Annotated in this window: 18 protein-coding genes and 1 pseudogene; 9 read left to right on the forward strand and 10 right to left on the reverse strand. The window is 72.3% G+C overall.

Annotated elements, in window-relative coordinates:
- Nucleotide 1: 1 nt before the first annotated feature.
- The 4 genes from AB0G20_RS29175 to AB0G20_RS29190 form a co-directional block, all read right to left on the reverse strand.
- Complete coding sequence (locus tag AB0G20_RS29175) at nucleotides 2–2,344, reverse strand: SpoIIE family protein phosphatase (protein ID WP_361307416.1); 2,343 nt, start codon at nucleotides 2,342–2,344, stop codon at nucleotides 2–4.
- Between the two features lie 61 nt (nucleotides 2,345–2,405).
- The gene (locus tag AB0G20_RS29180; RefSeq protein WP_361307418.1) at nucleotides 2,406–2,873 is read right to left on the reverse strand and encodes a peroxiredoxin; all 468 of its coding nucleotides are present in this window, start codon (nucleotides 2,871–2,873) and stop codon (nucleotides 2,406–2,408) included.
- Nucleotides 2,870–3,250, reverse strand: a complete 381-nt coding sequence (locus tag AB0G20_RS29185) for a DoxX family protein (RefSeq protein WP_361307420.1) — start codon at nucleotides 3,248–3,250, stop codon at nucleotides 2,870–2,872. Before AB0G20_RS29185 ends, AB0G20_RS29180 begins: the two co-directional genes overlap by 4 nt.
- 50 nt (nucleotides 3,251–3,300) lie before the next feature.
- Nucleotides 3,301–4,062, reverse strand: a complete 762-nt coding sequence (locus AB0G20_RS29190) for a helix-turn-helix transcriptional regulator (protein WP_361307422.1) — start codon at nucleotides 4,060–4,062, stop codon at nucleotides 3,301–3,303.
- 90 nt (nucleotides 4,063–4,152) lie between these two features.
- On the opposite strand from AB0G20_RS29190, the gene AB0G20_RS29195 reads away from it, so the two are divergent.
- On the forward strand, nucleotides 4,153–5,307 hold the full coding sequence (locus tag AB0G20_RS29195; RefSeq protein WP_361307472.1) for an MFS transporter: 1,155 nt from the start codon (nucleotides 4,153–4,155) through the stop codon (nucleotides 5,305–5,307).
- 7 nt (nucleotides 5,308–5,314) lie between these two features.
- Here the strand turns inward: AB0G20_RS29195 and AB0G20_RS29200 are convergent, their stop codons facing one another.
- On the reverse strand, nucleotides 5,315–5,830 hold the full coding sequence (locus AB0G20_RS29200) for a MarR family transcriptional regulator (protein ID WP_361307424.1): 516 nt from the start codon (nucleotides 5,828–5,830) through the stop codon (nucleotides 5,315–5,317).
- 154 nt (nucleotides 5,831–5,984) lie between these two features.
- On the opposite strand from AB0G20_RS29200, the gene ligD reads away from it, so the two are divergent.
- The 4 genes from ligD to hemC all read left to right on the forward strand — a co-directional run bounded on the left by ligD (nucleotide 5,985) and on the right by hemC (nucleotide 10,009).
- Nucleotides 5,985–6,965 (forward strand): non-homologous end-joining DNA ligase, encoded by a 981-nt coding sequence (gene ligD / locus AB0G20_RS29205; RefSeq protein ID WP_361307474.1) that lies wholly within the window; start codon nucleotides 5,985–5,987, stop codon nucleotides 6,963–6,965.
- Nucleotides 6,966–7,108: 143 nt separating this feature from the next.
- Entirely contained in the window at nucleotides 7,109–7,882 is a 774-nt protein-coding gene (locus AB0G20_RS29210) for an NPP1 family protein (RefSeq protein ID WP_361307426.1), read from the forward strand.
- 100 nt (nucleotides 7,883–7,982) lie between these two features.
- On the forward strand, nucleotides 7,983–9,005 hold the full coding sequence (locus AB0G20_RS29215) for a questin oxidase family protein (protein WP_361307428.1): 1,023 nt from the start codon (nucleotides 7,983–7,985) through the stop codon (nucleotides 9,003–9,005).
- 68 nt (nucleotides 9,006–9,073) lie between these two features.
- On the forward strand, nucleotides 9,074–10,009 hold the full coding sequence (gene hemC, locus AB0G20_RS29220) for a hydroxymethylbilane synthase (RefSeq protein WP_361307430.1): 936 nt from the start codon (nucleotides 9,074–9,076) through the stop codon (nucleotides 10,007–10,009).
- Between the two features lie 24 nt (nucleotides 10,010–10,033).
- Here hemC and AB0G20_RS29225 read toward each other — a convergent pair whose 3' ends face one another.
- Nucleotides 10,034–10,555 (reverse strand): hypothetical protein, encoded by a 522-nt coding sequence (locus tag AB0G20_RS29225; protein WP_361307432.1) that lies wholly within the window; start codon nucleotides 10,553–10,555, stop codon nucleotides 10,034–10,036.
- A gap of 263 nt (nucleotides 10,556–10,818) precedes the next feature.
- Nucleotides 10,819–10,926: pseudogene (locus AB0G20_RS29230) on the reverse strand (ABC transporter ATP-binding protein); the annotation flags it as partial.
- A 323-nt stretch (nucleotides 10,927–11,249) separates the two neighbouring features.
- Between AB0G20_RS29230 and AB0G20_RS29235 the strand changes: the two are divergent.
- Complete coding sequence (locus tag AB0G20_RS29235) at nucleotides 11,250–12,041, forward strand: RNA polymerase sigma factor SigF (RefSeq protein ID WP_361307434.1); 792 nt, start codon at nucleotides 11,250–11,252, stop codon at nucleotides 12,039–12,041.
- 36 nt (nucleotides 12,042–12,077) lie between these two features.
- Here AB0G20_RS29235 and AB0G20_RS29240 read toward each other — a convergent pair whose 3' ends face one another.
- Nucleotides 12,078–12,398 (reverse strand): ANTAR domain-containing protein, encoded by a 321-nt coding sequence (locus tag AB0G20_RS29240; RefSeq protein ID WP_361307436.1) that lies wholly within the window; start codon nucleotides 12,396–12,398, stop codon nucleotides 12,078–12,080.
- A 246-nt stretch (nucleotides 12,399–12,644) separates the two neighbouring features.
- Here AB0G20_RS29240 and AB0G20_RS29245 point away from each other — a divergent pair, with 246 nt between their 5' ends.
- Nucleotides 12,645–13,448, forward strand: coding sequence for a VOC family protein (locus tag AB0G20_RS29245; RefSeq protein ID WP_306921389.1), 804 nt, complete (start codon nucleotides 12,645–12,647; stop codon nucleotides 13,446–13,448).
- Between the two features lie 6 nt (nucleotides 13,449–13,454).
- On the opposite strand, the gene glgX is transcribed toward AB0G20_RS29245, so the two are convergent.
- Nucleotides 13,455–15,608 carry a glycogen debranching protein GlgX gene (glgX, locus tag AB0G20_RS29250; protein ID WP_361307438.1) on the reverse strand — a complete coding sequence of 718 codons (2,154 nt, stop codon included), beginning with the start codon at nucleotides 15,606–15,608 and terminating at the stop codon, nucleotides 13,455–13,457.
- Nucleotides 15,605–16,117: a pep a2 gene (locus tag AB0G20_RS29255; protein ID WP_248511078.1), complete on the reverse strand. Its 513-nt coding sequence runs from the start codon at nucleotides 16,115–16,117 to the stop codon at nucleotides 15,605–15,607. The genes glgX and AB0G20_RS29255 overlap by 4 nt, the downstream gene beginning before the upstream one ends.
- 361 nt (nucleotides 16,118–16,478) lie before the next feature.
- On the opposite strand from AB0G20_RS29255, the gene AB0G20_RS29260 reads away from it, so the two are divergent.
- Together AB0G20_RS29260 and AB0G20_RS29265 are read left to right on the forward strand one after the other, a co-directional pair.
- On the forward strand, nucleotides 16,479–16,844 hold the full coding sequence (locus tag AB0G20_RS29260; RefSeq protein WP_361307440.1) for a DUF5133 domain-containing protein: 366 nt from the start codon (nucleotides 16,479–16,481) through the stop codon (nucleotides 16,842–16,844).
- Between the two features lie 73 nt (nucleotides 16,845–16,917).
- A partial coding sequence (locus AB0G20_RS29265) for a maltotransferase domain-containing protein (RefSeq protein WP_361307442.1) occupies nucleotides 16,918–18,038 on the forward strand: 1,121 nt, incomplete at its 3' end.

Raw genomic sequence — 18,038 nt, forward strand, 5'->3', positions numbered from 1 at the left:
GTCAGAACAGCGGCGTGAGCGACTGTTCGCACCAGATCGTCTTGCCCCGGGTGGTCTGCCGGCTGCCCCAGCGCTGGGTGAGCTGGGCGACCAGCAGCAGACCGCGGCCACCCTCGTCGTCCTGGTGCGCCCGCCGCAGGTGCGGGGAGGTCGAGCTGCCGTCGGAGACCTCACAGATGAGGGTCTGGTCCCGGATCAGGCGGAGCTGGATGGGCGGGGCGCCGTACCGGATGGCGTTCGTGACGAGTTCGCTGACGACGAGTTCGGTGACGAAGGCCGTCTCGTCCAGGCCCCACGCGGTGAGCTGGTCGGTGGCTGCCTGCCGGGTGACGGCCACCTGAGCGGGGTCGGGTGTGACGTCCCAGGTGGCGACCTGGTCTGCGCCCAGCGCCCGGGTGCGGGCCAGCAGCAGGGCCACGTCGTCGCTGGGCTCCTCCGGCAGTACGGCCTTCAGCACGGTGTCGCACAGGGCGTCCAGCGAGTCGGCGGGCACGGTCAGGGCGCGGCACAGTTCCTCGGCGGCGTGGTCGACGTCGCGATCGCGGTCCTCGATGAGTCCGTCGGTGTAGAGGGCGACGACGGAGCCCTCGGGCAGTTGGAGCTCCGTCGCCTCGAACGGCAGCCCTCCGACGCCCAGCGGGGGCCCCGCGCTCATGGGGATCAGCCGGGCCGATCCGTCGGGCAGCACCAGGGCGGGCGCGGGGTGCCCGGCGGCGGCCACGTTCAGGCGGCGCGTGACGGGATCGTAGACGGCGTAGAGACAGGTCGCGCCGAGCTCGGCGACCTCGTCGTCCTCGTCGTCCGAGGCGAGATGGGTGACCAGGTCGTCGAGGTGGGTGAGGAGCTCGTCCGGCGGGAGGTCCACGTCGGCCAGGGTGCGGACGGCCGTGACCAGCCGGCCCATGGTCGCCGTGGAGGGGATGCCGTGCCCGACGACGTCCCCGACGACCAGCGCGACGCGGCTGCCGGACAGCGGGATCACGTCGAACCAGTCGCCGCCGATGCCGGCCGCCGAGCCGGAGGGCAGATAGCGGTGGGCGACCTGGACGGCGGCCTGGCCGGGCAGCCCCCTGGGCAGCAGGCTGTGCTGGAGGGCGAGGGCGGTGGTGCGTTCCCGGGCGAAGCGGCGGGCGTTGTCGACGCAGACCGCGGCCCGGCTGGCGAGTTCCTCGGCGAACACGGCGTCGTCGGCGCCGTAGTCGTCGGCCTGCGCCACACGGACGGCCACGGCGACACCCAGCGTGGTGCCGCGGGCCCGCAGCGGTACGGCCAGCATCGAATGGGCGCCTGCGCGGTAGGGGCTTCCTTCCGGGGCGCGGGAATTGCGCTCGGCGACCCAGCGCATGAACGCCGGCTCCCCTGCCTGGCTGAGGATGGCCCCGCCTTCCCGCATGGCCCGGGCGATCGGCGAGAACGAGGTGTAGACGTCGACTTCTCCCAGGTGCACGGCCGCTTCCGGGGTGCCCTCGGTGACGGAGCCGTGCGCGACCCGCCTGAGGGTGATCTCGTCGGCCGGCACCGCCGGCTGCTCGTCCGCGCCGAGCACCCAGTCGAACAGGTCCACGCTCGCGAAGTCCGCGAACCGGGGCACCACGACCCCGATGAGTTCCTCGGCCGTGCGCACCACGTCCAGGGTGGTGCCGATGGCGGCCGCGGCCTCGTTGAGCAGGACCAGCCGCTGCCGGGCCCAGTACTGCTCGGTGCTGTCGAACGCGGCCAGGGCGGTGCCGACGAGTTCGCCGTCGGAGTCCCGGACCGGCCACATCTCGGTGACCCAGGCGTGCTCCCGGTTCAGGGCCGGCGCACCGGTGTAGCTCTCGTAGCGCACCGGCCGGCCGGTCTCCACGACATGCCGGAGATGCCAGTTGAAGCCGCGCATGTGCTCGGCCTCTTCCACGGTCTCCGGGAAGTGCCGGCCGAGCAGGGTCTCCTCGGACACGCCCATCACATGGCAGGCGGCTTCGTTGAGCCGCAGATAGCGCTGGCCGGTGTCGAAGACGGACATCGACATGGACGCCTGCTGGAAGGCGAGGCCCGCGAGGGACGTCTCCCCGCGGCCGGGCGGCGCGGCGGTGATCACATAGGCGTCCGCTTCCCCGTCCGGGCCCGTCACCGCGCATGCACTGACGCGGACCCCGACCAGGTAACCGTCGCGGTGCCGCACCATGACGGTGCCCGACCGCGCGGACACCGCCTCGGGGGGCGCGTCCTCGGCGAGCAGTTCCCGTGCGGCACGGCCCAGGGCCTCATCGGCCGGGTAGCCGGTCAGCCGCCGGGCACCCTCGCTCCACCCCGTCAGAATGCCGTGGGCGTCGATGATCGCAGCAGCGGAGGCATCCTCCATATCGTCCAGGATTATCCCTGTGCCGCCCTGTATCAACCGCAGCACAGCATTCGTGACAGTGTCAGGCCTGGTGGGCGCGCAGTGCCGCGAGTGCCCGGTCGGCGTGCGCGTTCATGCGCAGTTCGCTGCGTACGACGTCGAGGACGGTGCGGTCCTGCGCTATGACGAACGTGGTGCGCTTGGTGGGCGCCAGGGAGAAGCCGCGCTTCACCCCGAACCGCTCGCGGACCGCGCCGTCGGCGTCGGACAGCAGCGGCATGCCGAGGCCGTGCCGTCCGGCGAACTCCTGCTGCCGCTCGACGGCGTCGCCGCTGATGCCGACGGGGCGTGCTCCGACGGCGGCGAACTCGGCGGCGAGGTCGCGGAAGTGGCAGGCCTGGGCGGTGCAGCCGGGGGTCAGCGCGGCCGGGTAGAAGAAGAGCACGACCGGGCCCTCCGCGAGCAGCCCGGACAGGCTGCGGACGGTGCCGGTCTCGTCGGGCAGGGCGAAGTCCTCGACCTTGTCCCCGGTGTCCACGCGCGCGGTCACGACCTGCCCTCCGCGTTCCGGGCGACGCCGCGGGCCCAGAGCACGAGGGGCACCTGCAGGGGCAGGCGTCCGAAGGCGGCGGCCTTCTGCGGGGTGGGGCGGTGGCGCCAGTCGGCGGCCATCTTGACGTTGGCGGGGAACACCCCGACGAAGAAGGCGGCCGTGGCCAGCGCGGCGGTCCTGCGGGTGCGCGGCAGCGCCAGGCCGGCGGCCAGGGCGAGCTCGGCGGCGCCGCTCGCGTAGGTCCAGGCTCTGGGCGTGCCGGGCAGGCCGCGCGGGATGGTCGCGTCGAACGGGCGTGGGGTGGCGAAGTGGGCGACACCCGCGGTGGCCAGCAGGCCGGCGAGCAGCAGGGGCGAGCGTTCGGACCGGGGCACGGTTCCTCCTCTGAAGGCCTGCCGCGCATTATTACCGGTCGGTAGACAGGTCAGTCCACCGGGTCCCGGAAGCGCCGGTGACGGCTGCCCGGCGTGTAGCCGAAGGAGCGGCGGAAGACGTCGATGAACGCGCTGGCGGAGGACCAGCCGCAGCGGTGGGCCACGGTCGTGACGGGCAGGCCGTCGGCCAGCATCCGCAGGGCGTGGTAGAGCCGTGACTGGGTGCGCCACTGCGGGAACGTCATACCGAGCTCGCCGCGGAAGAGCCGGCTGAGGGTCCGCTCCCCCACCCCGGTCGCCCGCCCGAGCTCGGCGAGGGTCCGCCCGTCGGCGGGGTCGGCGTGCACGAGCGCGCAGACGGCGGCCAGGCGCGGGTCGGCGGGGGTGGGCAGGCGCAGCGGCTGCTGGGGCGAGAGGCGCAGTTGGTCGCGCAGGACGGCGCGCAGCCGGCGGCGCTCGGGGCTGTCGTCGCCGGGGTCACGGGTGTAGGCGAGGATCAGCTCGCGCAGCAGGGGGCTGACGGCGAGGACGGCCGGGTGGTCGAGGCCGAGGGGGTTGTCGTCGGCGGGCAGGCCGACCAGGTGCAGATCGAGCCGGCCATGGGCGCGATGGGCGTGCACGGTGCCGGCCGGGACCCAGATGGCGCGGGTGCCGGGGGCGAACCAGGTCCCGGCGTCGGTGGTGACGGCGACGACGCCGGCGCCCGCGTAGACGATCTGGTGGTCGTCGTGCCGGTGCGCGTCGATGCGGTCGCCGGCGGTGAGCCGCTGGGCGCGGGTCGGGGCCGTGGGGGCATGGCGGATGTCCGGCACAGTCCGGCAGATTATCGGAAGCGGGCCGGCTCCCTCGCGGACGACGATCGCCGGGTGACCACTTCGAGACACGACCGACCCGTCGCCCTGATGTCCCTGGGGCACGCCTGCGTGGATGTGTACCAGGGGGCCGTGGCCGCTCTGGTCCCGTACTTCGTCGCCGAGCGTGCCTACTCCTACGCCGCCGCTTCGGGTGTCGTCCTGGCGGCGTCCCTGCTGTCGTCGCTGGTGCAGCCGTTGTTCGGGGTGCTCACCGACCGGTGGGAGATGCCGTGGCTGCTGCCGCTGGGCGCGCTGACGGCCGGGGCGGGCGTCGCCCTGAGCGGGGTGACCGGCTCCTATGCGCTGACCCTGGCGGTGGTAGCCGTGTCGGGGGTGGGCGTGGCCGCCTACCATCCGGAGGCCGCCCGGGTGGCGCGGGCCGTCGCGCAGGGCCGGCACACGGGGATGGGCTGGTTCTCCTTCGGCGGCAACGCCGGCTTCGCCCTGGCTCCGCTGCTCGTCTTCGCGGTGATGGCCACGGGCGGGCTGCGCGCCTCGCCGCTGCTGGTCGTCCCGGCGCTGGCGGGGGCGGCCCTGTGTGCGGCGGCCGTGCGGTCGGCCGGGCCCGGGATCAGAAGCTCGCGCGGGTCCGCCGCCGGCGAGGACGACTGGGGTTCCTTCCTGCGGCTGTCCGGGGCCGTGGTCTGCCGATCCGTGGTGTTCGTCGGCCTGAGCACGTTCGTCTCGCTGTACGTGCGGGAGCGCACCGGTGGCGGTGCGGCGGCCGGCACGGCGGCCCTGTTCGTGCTCTACGCCGGCGGCGCGGTCGGCACGCTGGCCGGGGGCCGGCTGGCCGAGCGGTACGGGCGGATGGCGGTGGTGCGCCGGTCGTACGCCCTGACGGTCCTGGCCGTGGCCGGTCTCGTCCTGGTGCCGGGGCCGCCGGTGTACCTGTTCGTGGCGCTGACGTCGGCGGGCCTGTATGTGCCGTTCTCGCTGCACATCACGCTGGGACAGGACCTTCTGCCCCGGCGCGTGGGCACCGCGAGCGGGGTCACGCTGGGCCTGACCGTGAGCGTCGGCGGCCTCGCGGCCCCCGCGCTCGGTGCGCTGGCCGACGCGACGTCCCTCCGGACGGCCTTGCTGCCCCTCATCGCGCTGCCCGCGCTGGGGCGACTGCTGCTGTGCGGCCTGCGCGAGCCGGCGCCTCCGGGCGCGCCGGTCTCCGAGCGGGCGGATCCGCATGATCCGGCCGCACGGTGACCGGTAGTCAGGCCTTGCCGGCCGGGGTGGACCGGGGTTCGCCCTCCTCGTCGACGGCGTGGGCGAGGAAGTCGTCGACCATGCGGTGGAAGAGCGTCGCGAGCTGCCGCAGCTCCTCGGGCGACCAGTCCGAGAGGGCCATCTGCATGCCGCGGACCCCGGCCTCGCGGATCTTGGCGATGGCCGCGCCGCCGGCGTCGGTGAGCTCGATGCGCTGGGCGCGACGGTCGTCCGGGTCGGGGACGCGGGTGACGTACCCGGACTTCTGCAACTGCTGCACTGTGCGCGTGACGTGCGAGGCCTCCACGCCCAGCCGGGCGGCGAGTTCCCCCGGCCGCATCGGCTCGGAGTCGGCCACCTGCCGCAGCAGCGCGACGGCGGCACGGTCGAGCGGTACGCCGGCCAGGGCCATCAGCCGGTCGTGCTGGCGGGCGCGTGTGCTCAGGTAGGTGATGCGGGTGAGCGCTCGCTCGATGTCGATCACTTCCGGGGAGGGGACGTCGGGGAGCGGTGGTGTGGGCATGGGCGCCACGCTACCATCTCGTTGCGTAACTCAAGTAAGGTGTCACCGCCCAGTTGCCCAAGCGACAGCAGGGTCCGGGCCGGCGTCGGCGCCGTTCAGGGGAAACAGGCCGACAACACGCGTGACGGCCCTCCGGTTCGTCGACACCTCACCCGTGGACCTGCCGCTGATCCCGCCCATGCTCGCCACGTCCGGCCCCCTGCCACCCGCGGCACAGGACGCACGCTGGGCCTACGAGACCAAGCAGGACGGCCAGCGCGTGGTCGTCTATCTGCCCGGGGACGGCAGTGTGCTGCTGCGCGCCCGCTCCGGCGACGACATCACGGCCGCCTACCCCGAACTCCGGCCGCTGGGCACCGCCCTCGGCACCACCCCGGCCGTACTGGACGGCGAGATCATGGCCCTGGACGACCAGGGCCGCGCCAGCTTCCAGTTGCTGCAGTCCCGGATGGGCCTGGCCCACGCACCGGCCAGGGCCGCGCGGCGGGCGGCGGAGGTCCCGGTGCATCTCGTGCTGTTCGACCTGATGCACCTGGAGAGCCACTCCCTCCTCCGGCTCCCCTACGCACGACGCCGCGCGGCGTTGGAGGACCTCGGACTCGCCGGGCCCTCCTGGTCGACCCCGCGCGCACTCGTCGGCCACGGCGCCGACGCCCTGCGCGCCACCCAGGAGCACGGCCTGGAGGGTCTGGTCTGCAAGCGGCTGGACTCGGTGTACGAACCGGGGGTGCGCTCCCGGGCCTGGATCAAGATCCGCAACATGCGCACCGAAGACGTCCTGGTCGGCGGCTGGCAGCCCGGCAGGGGACGGCTCACCGGCCTGCCCGGCGCGGTGCTGGTAGGACAGCGTGCCGCCGGACGGCTGCGCTACGTGGGAAGCGTGGGCACGGGCTGGAGTGAGGCCGAACGCACGGAACTGGCCGGGCTGCTGGCGGCCGCCGCGACCGACACCTGCCCCTTCGACCCCGCCCCGCGCGCTCCGGGTGCGCACTGGGTCGTACCCCGCCTGGTCGGCGAGGTCCGGTACAGCACCCGCACCCGGGAGGGGCTGCTGAGACAGCCGTCCTGGCTGCGGCTGCGGCCCGATCTCGCGCCCGAGCAGGCGGCGGCCGACATCCCGGACGACCTGGTCTGAAACGGCGGCCCGATCTCCAACTGTTGGGCTGTGATTCACTCCTGAGATCGTCCGCCCCTCTTGGCATGGACGCGTCCAACCTGGAAGCTGAACCTCCCTTTCCCCCACAGCCGTTGGGCTGCGCCCGGACCGAGGAGGACGCAGTGTCGTCACGCCCTTTCACCCACCGCAGGAGATGGCTCACCGGAGCGGCCGGTGCCGCCGCCCTCGTTCTCGCGGTCCCCGCCACGGCGTTCGCCGCGCCGCCGTCGGCGCTGCCCGCCAACGCGGACGCGCTGGAGCGGACGTATCAGCCCGCCTACGACTACGACACCGACGGCTGCTACTCCACACCCGCGATCGGCCCGGACGGCACCGTGAACGGTGGGCTCAACCCGACCGGCGCCCTCAACGGCAACTGCCGGGACGCCTCGGACCTCGACAACACCAACGGCTACGCGCGCTCCAAGTGCAACAACGGCTGGTGCGCCGTGCTGTACGCGCTCTACTTCGAGAAGGACCAGGCCGTGGCCGGGAGCAGCATCGGCGGCCACCGGCACGACTTCGAGCACGTCGCGGTGTTCGTGCAGGACAACCAGGTCAAGTACGTGTCGACGTCCGCCCACGGCTCGTTCACCGTGCACGCGGCGTCCGCGATCCGCTTCGACGGCACGCACCCGAAGATCGTCTACCACAAGGACGGCGTCAGCACGCACTGCTTCCGCGCGGCCAATTCCAACGACGAGCCGCCGGAGAACCACAAGGGCACCTGGCAGTACCCGGCGCTGGTCGGCTGGAACGGCTACCCGGCCGGGGTGCGCGACAAGCTCACGTCGTACAACTTCGGCAGCGCCAACTTCGGCCTGAAGGACGCCAATTTCGCCAACCACCTGGCGTCGGCCAAGCCCTCCGGCATCTCCTTCGACCCGTACGCCTGACGACACCGGACCCGGTCGCGGGGCCTAGGCCCTCCGGCCGGGTCCCGCTTCCGCCCCGCGCCCGATCCCCCGGCGCGGGGCGGCCGCATAGCGTCCCGGCATGGACACGCACGACACGACAGGGACCCTCGAAGAAGCCCTCGAACGGCTCCACGCCTCGGGGCCGGAGCGGCTCGGCCGGCTCACCAATCACGCCCCCATGGTCGTGGAGGCGCTCGCCGCGCACGGGCGGGCGGATGCCGTGCACCGCTGGCTGGACCTGTACCGGCACAAACTGGAGGACCTGCCCGGGCCCGTCGCGCCCGTGACCGACGCCGACTGGCGCGAGGCGCTGGGCGATCCGCGCCGGGCCACCGACTGGACCGGGTATTTCAGCCGCGCGCTCGCCGAGAGGCCGTGGCGGGACGTCCTCGCCGCGTGGTGGCCGCGGCTGCTGCCCGGGATGTACGGCGGCTCCACGCACCCCGTCATCCGTGTCGGGCATGCCGTACGGGCTCTGGAGGCCGGTGAGAACGCGCCACGGCTCGCCGAACTCGCGCACGGCCTCGGCTACTGGGCCGCCCGGTACCGGCCCGCCCCCGGCATCACGGGCCTGCCCGCGGCGCCGAGTGCCGCGCGGTCCCTGGACGCCGTGCCGCCGATCACCGACCCCCGGGGCGGGTTCCCCGACCGGCTGGCGGCCGTACGGTGGTTGCCGCTGTGGGCGTGCGACGTGACCGAACCGGGCACCGCCCGGGCCCGCCTCACCGAACTGGTCCGGGCCGCGACCCACCGCTACGCCACTCACGGCCACGGCGAGGCGACCATGCTGGTGCACGCGGCGACGGCACCCAACGCCGTACTGCGCACGCTCGGTTCTCTCCCCCGCGCCCTGTGGGCGCCGAGCCTGCACGCGGCGTGGACCGCGTCCGCGGCGGTCACCGCCATGTACGCCACCGCCGAACCCGTCGCGCAGGTCCCCACGCCCCGCTGCACCGCGCAGGAGGTGCTGGAGCGCGCCCTCGCGCACGGCGACGAGCACGTCGTGAAGCTCACCGACACCGCCCTCGACGTCGGCGACGAGCGGGCCCTCGCCGCGGCCCTGCGAGCGGTGGAACTGAGTGAGCCGCTCGTCCCGAACTGACGTCCGATGTCCGGTGGTTGGAGGAGGTACGGGGCGAACGCCCCCGCGGGAGGGTCTATCGTGTCCGCATGTCCGTCCCCGAACTGATTCGCATCGTCTCCCGCGACTCCCCCATGGCACTCGCCCAGGTGGAGCGCGTCCGGGCCGAGTTGGCCGCCGCCCATCCCGGAGTACGCACCGAGGTCGTGCCGGTGAAGACCACCGGCGACAAGTGGATGGGCGATCTGTCCCAGGTCGAGGGCAAGGGCGCGTTCACCAAGGAGGTCGACGCGGCACTGCTGGCCGGCGAGGCCGACCTCGCCGTGCACTGCGTGAAGGACGTCCCCGCCGACCGGCCGCTCCCGGCCGGCACGGTGTTCGCCGCGTTCCTCAAGCGGGACGACATCCGCGACGCCCTGATCCATCCGGGCGGGCTCACCCTGGACGAGCTGCCCGCCGGGACGCGGATCGGCACCTCTTCGGTCCGTCGCGTCGCGCAGTTGGCCGCCACGCACCCCCACCTGGAGTGCGTGCCGTTCCGCGGCAACGCCAACCGGCGCCTTGCGAAACTGGCCGCCGGGGAGGCGGACGCCCTGCTGCTCGCGGTCTCCGGGCTGGAGCGCATCGGCCGCGAGGACGTGATCAGCGAGATCCTCTCGACCGAGACGATGATGCCGCCCATCGGCGCGGGTGTGCTGGCGCTGCAGTGCCGCGAGGACGACGCCGCGCTGATCGACGCGGTGAGCGGTCTCGGCGACCCGGACACCCACCGGGAGACCACCGCCGAGCGCATGTTCCTGCATGTGCTGCAGGGGCACTGCAACAGCCCCATCGCCGGGTTCGCACAGGTGGATCGCAGCGGCGAACTGTCCCTGCGGGCCTGCGTGTTCACCCCGGACGGCAAGACGCGCCTCAACGCCCACGAGTGGGCGGGACGGCTGGACCCGGCCACGCTCGGCACCTCGGTCGCCGTGGCGCTGCTGCGCCAGGGTGCCCGCGAGATCATCGACGGCATCCCGCACTGACCGCCGCGACGCCCTGACGCCGGATCAGGCGGTGCCTTCCTCCGCCTGGTCCCGCAGGAAGACGCTCACCTGGTGCGCCAGGCTGTCCCGCACCGCGCCCTGCTGGCCGCCCGTGGGGCCCTCGTGCGCACCGATGCCGCCCGACCACAGCCGACGGTCGGTCCACTCCTCCTCGACGCGCAACTGCACCTGGACGTCGACGAGACTCAAGGACGCCTCGGCACCGGCCGCGTACAGCACGGCGGTGGCCCGGCGCAGCGGGTAGACGTCGAAGCCCTCGATGAACTGCGAGTTGCGCCAGTCGATGAAGGCGCTCTCCCCGTCCGGGCCGAGCCGGACGTCGATCTGGCCGTCCTCGAGGTGGACGCCGAGATGGCGGCTGCCGCGGTTCTCGACCGTCACGCGGAGGCAGAAGTACGTCAGTCCGTCGGCGGCGTCGTCCCGGCCGCGGGGCGGCTCGGCCAGTTCCAGACGGTGGACGCGGACGCGCAGACCGGCATGCTCGTCGTACTCCCGCCAGTCCCCGACCACGTTCGGCTCGTACACGCTGCACCCTCTCGACCTCTGGAAGCTGCTTCCTATCTGTGGTCTCAGCGCACTGTCAAATGAGCAGAATGCGCTGTGGCCAGGCAGTTCATCCTTTTTGATCGGTGATCAAGCCGTGCCCAGCAGTTATCCGGATTCAGTCGGAGAAAGCGCTTGCCCTGGCGTGCCGCACATCACTTCCACGAGTGAAGATCAACGGGCCGGTCGGCCCAGCAGGGCCGAAGCAACGGTGACGCCGAGCACGGCGGCGACGATCAGCACCGCGAAGTCGCGGACAGTTGCTGTGGGACGTAGCCGAGCAGGCGGCGTACGGCCATGCAGTTCCCGGCGGCGTCGCGGCCGAAGACCCGGACCATGCCGGCGGGGACGAGCGGATGGCGGTGGTCTTGGTCTGGGCCCGTCGGCCCGGGGCGGGGCGGTGTCCCGCGTCATGACTCCTCGGCCTCCTCGTGCAGGGTGTCGGCCGGCTTGCGCACCGAGGTCAGGAGAGCTGAAAGCGCCCGGGACCCCCGATTGCCGTATTGTCTTAATTGTTTCGCTATGTCTCTGCCCGGGAATGGGCAGTGAAGTGCTTCGGACAGGAGGCACGTGCGTGGGAGCCGGCAGTCCGGGCCCCCGGTGCTCTCCGTGAGGCCCGCGTCCGCGCCTCCCGCGGTGTCTGTCCATTCAGCACCTGCTCAGGGAGGTGCGCACCATGCGTATCGCCGGCAGCACCCGACCGCACCCCCACGACGACGCGCCCGACACCGCCGCGGCGTTCGCACGTCTCGCGCGACTGCCCGACGGGCCCGAGCGCAAGGCCCTGCGGGACGAACTGGTCGAGGCATGGCTCCCCATGGCCGAGCGGATCGCCGTCCGCTTCCGGGGCCGTGGCGAGGCCCTCGAGGACCTGTACCAGGTGGCCGCTCTCGGTCTCGTGAAGGCGGTCGACCACTACGACCCGGCGCGCGGCAACGCCTTCGAGGCGTACGCGGTGCCGACCGTCACCGGTGAGATCAAGCGCCACTTCCGCGACCACATGTGGACGCTGCACGTGCCCCGCCGGGTCCAGGACCTGCGCAACCGGGTGCGGCACGCCGCCAAGGAGCTGTCGCAGACCACCCCGGGCCGCTCCCCCACGGTCGCCGAGATCGCCGAGTACGCCCACCTCACCGAGGGTGAGGTGCGCACCGGCATGGAGGCCCTGGAGTGCTTCTCCGCGCTGTCGCTGGAGGCGGAGATGCCCGGGACCGACGGCTACGCCCTCGGGGACGCGATCGGCGGGCCCGACCCGGCCTTCGACATCATCGTCAACCGTGTGGCCGTCAGGCCCTGTCTGGAGGCACTGCCGGAGCGCGAGCGGATCATTCTCTATCTGCGGTTCTTCAAGGGCATGACGCAGAGCCGGATAGCGGAGCAGCTCGGCATCTCGCAGATGCACGTCTCCCGGTTGCTCAGCAGCTGCTTCGCCCATCTGCGTGAGGAACTGCTGACCGAGGCCCGGTGAAACCGGGGGAGGCCCGGTCCCGCAGGCCGCCGGAGGTCACGCCTCCGGCGGCGATCCGGGGATCTGCGTCGGTCCGGCGCGGTCGAGGGCGTCTTCCAGTGCGGCCCTGATCTCCTCCGGCATCACGCCCGTGCGCCCCCAGACGAGGATCAGTTCCGCCACGTTGCGCAGCTTGATGTTGGTGTGCTGGGAGACCTCCTTCAGCACGGCCCACCCCTGGTCCGGGGAGATCCGGCCGAGCGCCACCACCATCCCGATCGCCTGGTCCACGACGGCGTGGGAGACGACCGCCTCCTTCAGCTGCTGGACCTCTTCCTGCAGCTCGAAGATCCGATCCGAGCCCCCGTCCGTGGGCATGGTCACCTCCGGGTCCGGTGCGCCGCTGCCCTCAAGGTCCCAGCGGGTGCTTGAGTACCTTGACGCAGTGTCCGACCCATCCATCGTCGTCACTCGGCCCGCCCGGTGCCACCGGGGCGGACCAGGCCGGACGCCGTTTCGGCGCCTCCGCCGGGGTACTCGGCAGGCGCCCACAGCGGTTCCGGCCGGACACTGGTGTCAAGCCTCCGGTGGCTGCCAGGCCGACGAGATCAGGACGCGACTGCCATGAATCACGACATGCCCACCTCCTCCGGCACGAAGGACGTCGTCTCATCACACTCCGTGTTCGGCGCACCCTGCTGGGTGAGTCTGACCAGCCGGGACGTCAAGGCGACCGAGGAGTTCTACGGGGCCGTGCTGGGCTGGCAGTGGCGGCCGGCCAAGCTCGGCGACCGGTTCCGGATCGCACTGGCGGACGGCTCGCCGGTGGCGGGGATCGCGGGGGTGGCGGCCATGTGGCAGATGGCGGTGGCGTGGACGCCGTACTTCGCGGTGCGCAGTGCGGACGACGCGGTGGCGCGGGTGCAGGAGCGCATGGGCACGGTCGCGGTCGGGCCGATCTCGCTGCCGCCGGGGCGGGCGGCGCTGCTGGCCGACCGGGACGGGGCGACCTTCGGCATCTGGGAGGGTGACCTCTTCACCGACTGGGAGACCTGGCGCAACGCGCAGCCGGCCTTCATCACGCTGCACACCCGTGACGCCTTCGACGCGGCGATCTTCTACGGCGAGGTCCTCGACTGGGCGACGCAGCGGCCCGGCGGCTGCGAGGTCCACTACGAGGGCGGCGAGGTCGTGCTGCGCAGCCGCGGGGACGTGGTGGCCCGGATCGAGTCGGGCGCCCTCGAAGCGGCCCCCGATCCCGCGATCCGTCCGCACTGGCAGGTCCACTTCTCCGTCGACGACGTGGAGGCCTGCGCCCGCGCGGCGGAACTCCACGGCGGCAGCGTCCTGTCCAAGGGCAGCGACGAGGCGGTGCTGCGGGACCATGACGGCGCGCAGTTCACGGTGACTGCGCGCCGCAACCACTGACCGAGGTCACTCCTTCTCGTGCGACGCCCGTGACGGCCGGGACAGCAGGACCAGGCTGCGGGCGCCGACGGTGAGGCCCGTCCCCGCCTTGTGCTCCGACTCGTCGGGCGTGCCCTCCGGGTCGGCCGTGTCGATGAGGGCCGTCCAGCGTGGGCCGTAGGAGGCGTTCGGGAGGCGGAAGTCGATCGGCTCCCAGTGGCTGTTGAGCAGCAGCAGGAACGAGTCGTCGACGACCGGGCGGCCCCACGGGTCGGGTTCGGCGATGGCGTCGCCGTTGAGGAAGACGCCGACGGAGTGCGTGTCGCCGCGCTGCCAGTCGTCGTCGGTCATCTCGCGGGCGTCCGGCGCCAGCCACACCAGGTCGGGCAGCGGCTGGTCCGCCCGGGTCAGGGTCTCGCCGAGGAAGAAGCGGCGCCGGCGCAGCACGGGGTGGCCCGTGCGCAGCCGGATGAGGTACCGGGTGAACTCCAGCAGGTCGCGCTGCTCCTCGGTGAGCCGCCAGTCGATCCAGGAGATGTCGTTGTCCTGGCAGTAGGCGTTGTTGTTGCCGCCCTGGGTGCGCCCGAGTTCGTCGCCGTGGGAGATCATCGGGATGCCCTGGGACAGCAGCAGCGTGGCGAGGAAGTTGCGCTGCTGGCGGGTGCGCAGTTCCAGCACGGCGGGGTCGCGGGTCGGGCCTTCGGCGCCGCAGTTCCAGGACCGGTTGCTGCTCTCGCCGTCCTGGTCGTCCTCGCCGTTGTCCGCGTTGTGCTTGTCGTTGTACGAGACGAGGTCGCGCAGGGTGAAGCCGTCGTGCGCGGTGACGAAGTTGACGCTGGCGCGGGGCCGGCGCCTGCTGTGCTGGTACAGGTCGGAGGACCCGGTGAGCCGGGAGGCGAGCTCGCCGAGCGTGTGGTCCTCGCCGCGCCAGAAGTCGCGGACCGCGTCGCGGTACATGCCGTTCCACTCCGACCACAGCGGCGGGAAGTTGCCCACCTGGTAGCCGCCCTCGCCGACGTCCCACGGCTCGGCGATCAGCTTGACGCGGCTGATCACCGGGTCCTGCTGGATGAGGTCGAAGAACGCCGACAGCCGGTCCACCTCGTGGAACTGCCGGGCGAGCGTCGCCGCGAGGTCGAAGCGGAAGCCGTCGACATGCATCTCGGTCACCCAGTACCGCAGCGAGTCCATGATCAGCTGGAGGACGTAGGGGTGGCGCATCAGCAGGCTGTTGCCGGTGCCGGTGGTGTCGTAGTAGTGCTCCCAGTCGCCGTCGACCAGGCGGTAGTACGAGGAGTTGTCGATGCCGCGGAAGGACAGGGTGGGGCCCCTCTCGTTGCCCTCGGCGGTGTGGTTGTAGACCACGTCGAGGATCACTTCGAGTCCGGCCGCGTGCAGGGTCTTCACCATCTGCTTGAACTCGGCGACCTGCTGGCCGCGGGTGCCGTGGGCGGCGTAGCCGTTGTGCGGTGCGAAGAAGCCGATGGTGTTGTAGCCCCAGTAGTTCGACAGGCCGCGGTCGTGCAGCACCCCGTCGTGGACGAACTGGTGGACCGGCATCAGCTCCACGGCCGTGACACCCAGGGAGGTCAGGTGCTCGACGGCCGCGGGATGCGCCAGCCCGGCGTAGGTGCCCCGGAGTTCCTCGGGCACCTCGGGATGGGTGCGGGTCATGCCCTTGACGTGCGCCTCGTAGATCACCGTGTCGGCGTAGGGGCGGCAGGGCCGGGCGTCGTCGCCCCAGTCGAAGGCCGGGTCGGTCACCACGCCGAGCATGGTGTGCCCGGCGCTGTCGGCCGGGTCGGGGCCGTCGGGGTTGCGCTCGTAGAGCGAGGGGTGGTTGTCGATCTGCCCGTCCACCGCGCGGGCGTACGGGTCGAGCAGGAGTTTCGCCGGGTTGCAGCGGTGGCCGGCGGCCGGGGCCCACGGCCCGTGCACGCGGTAGCCGTAGCGCTGGCCGGGGCCGACGCCCGGCACGTAGCCGTGCCACACGAAGCCGTCGACCTCGTTCAGCGGCACCCGGGTGTGGGTGCCGTCGTCGTCGACGAGGACCAGCTCGACACGTTCGGCGACCTCGCTGAAGAGCGCGAAGTTGGTGCCCTCACCGTCGTAGTCCGCCCCCAGCGGGTAGGGGCGCCCGCTCCAGGCGGACGCCCCTTTCCTTGTCTGCCGGCGGGTCACCGGGCCTCCTCCAGGACCTCGGCCGGGGTACTGGCCGGACCGGCCAGCTGGGTGATCGGTACCTCGCGGGGCACCTCGAGGCCCTCGCTCTCCCGCGGCGCGGGCGCGGTCGGCACCAGCGGGACGCGTTCGCCGGCGCGGGCGCGCTGCGAGAACCAGATGACCTTGCTGCCGGTCTCGGTGGCGCAGCAGCCCCAGCCGTCGCTCATGGCCGCGAGGTGCTCCAGGCAGCCTCGCAGCTCCTGGTCCGGGCGCAGGGCGCGGTCGTTGTCCCCGATGGCGGTGATCAGGTGCTGCCGGTTCCACCACATCTCGATCGACGTGTTCTTGTCCGTGGCGTGCTCGTCGATGGCCTTGAGCAGCATCTCGGCACCGCCGCAGACGGGCTGGACCAGGTTGTCCAGGTCCCAGAACTTCAGGTGAGCGGCCAGAATGCGGCTGACCTGTCCCACCCGTTCCGGGCTGACTTCCACGTCGAGGTGGTAGTAGCAGGGCACTGCGGTCTTCATCGGTCGGCTCCTCACCGCGAAGCTCAGCTCCTTCTCGCTCCCGCGGTCCTGCGGGACGCGCCCCGAACACGGAACGTGAGCGCCTATCGCTTCTGAGTCACCCTCAGCGTGAGGGTGCTAGCCCGTTCGTGCAACACGAGTGCACGGTTGATGCGGTGGAGCACACAAGTGAGCGGGCAAAGGGGCCCGAACGGCCCAGGAGAGCCGCCACTGGTTGAAGCTCCAACAAGACGCTGTGTCGCCGCGCATGCACCATGTGTGAAGAACTCGATCGCCGTTACGGGTCCGTGCCGCAGTGCGCACGGCCGCCGTCCGACCGTCGGGAGACCGTGCCCCTCGAGCCCGAAAGGTGATCGGCGCCATGCTGCTACCCGCCAAAGCCGAAGTCGCCCGGCAGTTGCGGCGTTACCGGGCCTGGGAACGCGTGATGCTCGCGGCACCGAACGACCGCACGGTGCGGACCACGTTCGAGGACTCCGGCTACACGCTCTGCGTGCTGATGGGCAAGCGCTGCGCACGGGAGGCGGCGGACGCGGCCGAGCGGTACCTGCGCACGAACCAGGTCACCTATCTGCAGGAGCAGCAGATCACCTGCCTGCAGGACCAGGTCACCCGTCCGACGGAACCGAACGAGCGGCCTCGTCCGGCCGCGGCGGTCAGAAGAAGAGCGCCGGCGGCGGAGCGGAGATCCCCGGCCGCCGAACGGAGATCCACTGCGGGAAGGTAGCGCCCTTCCCGCACCTTTTGTCCCCTGAACCGGGCCCGCGGCCCGGCTTTCGAGCACGGTGGAGGTGAGGACCATGAGTAGGACCCGGGCCATCGGCCGTATCCCGGTACGGGATGTCCGCCCGGCCGTGGAGAGCGGCAACCGGCCGGCGAAGGCGGTCGTGGGCGAGACGTTCGAGGTCACCGCCACCGTGTTCCGGGAGGGGCACGACGCGGTGGCCGCCAACGTCGTCATGAAGGATCCCGAGGGCCGCCCCGGCCCGTGGACACCGATGCGCGAGCTCGCCCCCGGTAGCGACCGCTGGGGCGCCGAGGTCACCGCGAACGCCGTCGGCCGCTGGTCGTACCGGGTGGAGGCCTGGAGCGATCCGGTGGCCACCTGGCGCCACGCGGCGGGCATAAAGATCCCGGCGGGCATCGACCCGGGCCTGGTCCTGGAAGAGGGCGCGGAACTGTACGAGCGGGCAGCGGCCGGCGTGCCGAGGGAAGCCGGCCGCGACGTGCTGCTCGCCGCGGCGGAGACCCTGCGCGACGACTCGCTGCCCCCGGCGGCCAGGTTCGCGGCGGCGCTGACGCCGGAGGTGGACGAGGTCCTGGACCGGCATCCGCTGCGGGACCTGGTCACCAGCAGCGAGCCCCTGCCCCTGCTCGTGGAGCGGGAGCGGGCGCTGTACGGCTCGTGGTACGAGTTCTTCCCGCGCTCGGAGGGCACCCCGCAACAGCCCCACGGCACGTTCCGCACCGCGGCCCGCAGGCTGCCGGCGATCGCCGAGATGGGCTTCGACGTCGTCTACCTCCCGCCGATCCACCCCATCGGCACCACCTTCCGCAAGGGCAGGAACAACACCCTCTCCCCCGGCCCCGAGGACGTCGGTGTGCCCTGGGCGATCGGCTCCCCCGAGGGCGGCCACGACGCGGTGCACCCCGCCCTGGGCACGCTGGAGGACTTCGCCTGGTTCGTTCAGCAGGCCCGGGAGCTGGGCATGGAGGTGGCGCTGGACTTCGCGTTGCAGTGCTCCCCGGACCATCCCTGGGTGCAGAAGCACCCGGAGTGGTTCCACCACCGCCCGGACGGCACCATCGCCTACGCGGAGAACCCTCCGAAGAAGTACCAGGACATCTACCCCATCGCCTTCGACGCCGACATGGACGGCCTGGTCGCCGAGACGGTGCGGGTGCTGCGGCACTGGATGGA

It is taken from the genome of Streptomyces sp. NPDC024017 (assembly GCF_040638895.1).
GTDB lineage: Bacteria > Actinomycetota > Actinomycetes > Streptomycetales > Streptomycetaceae > Streptomyces.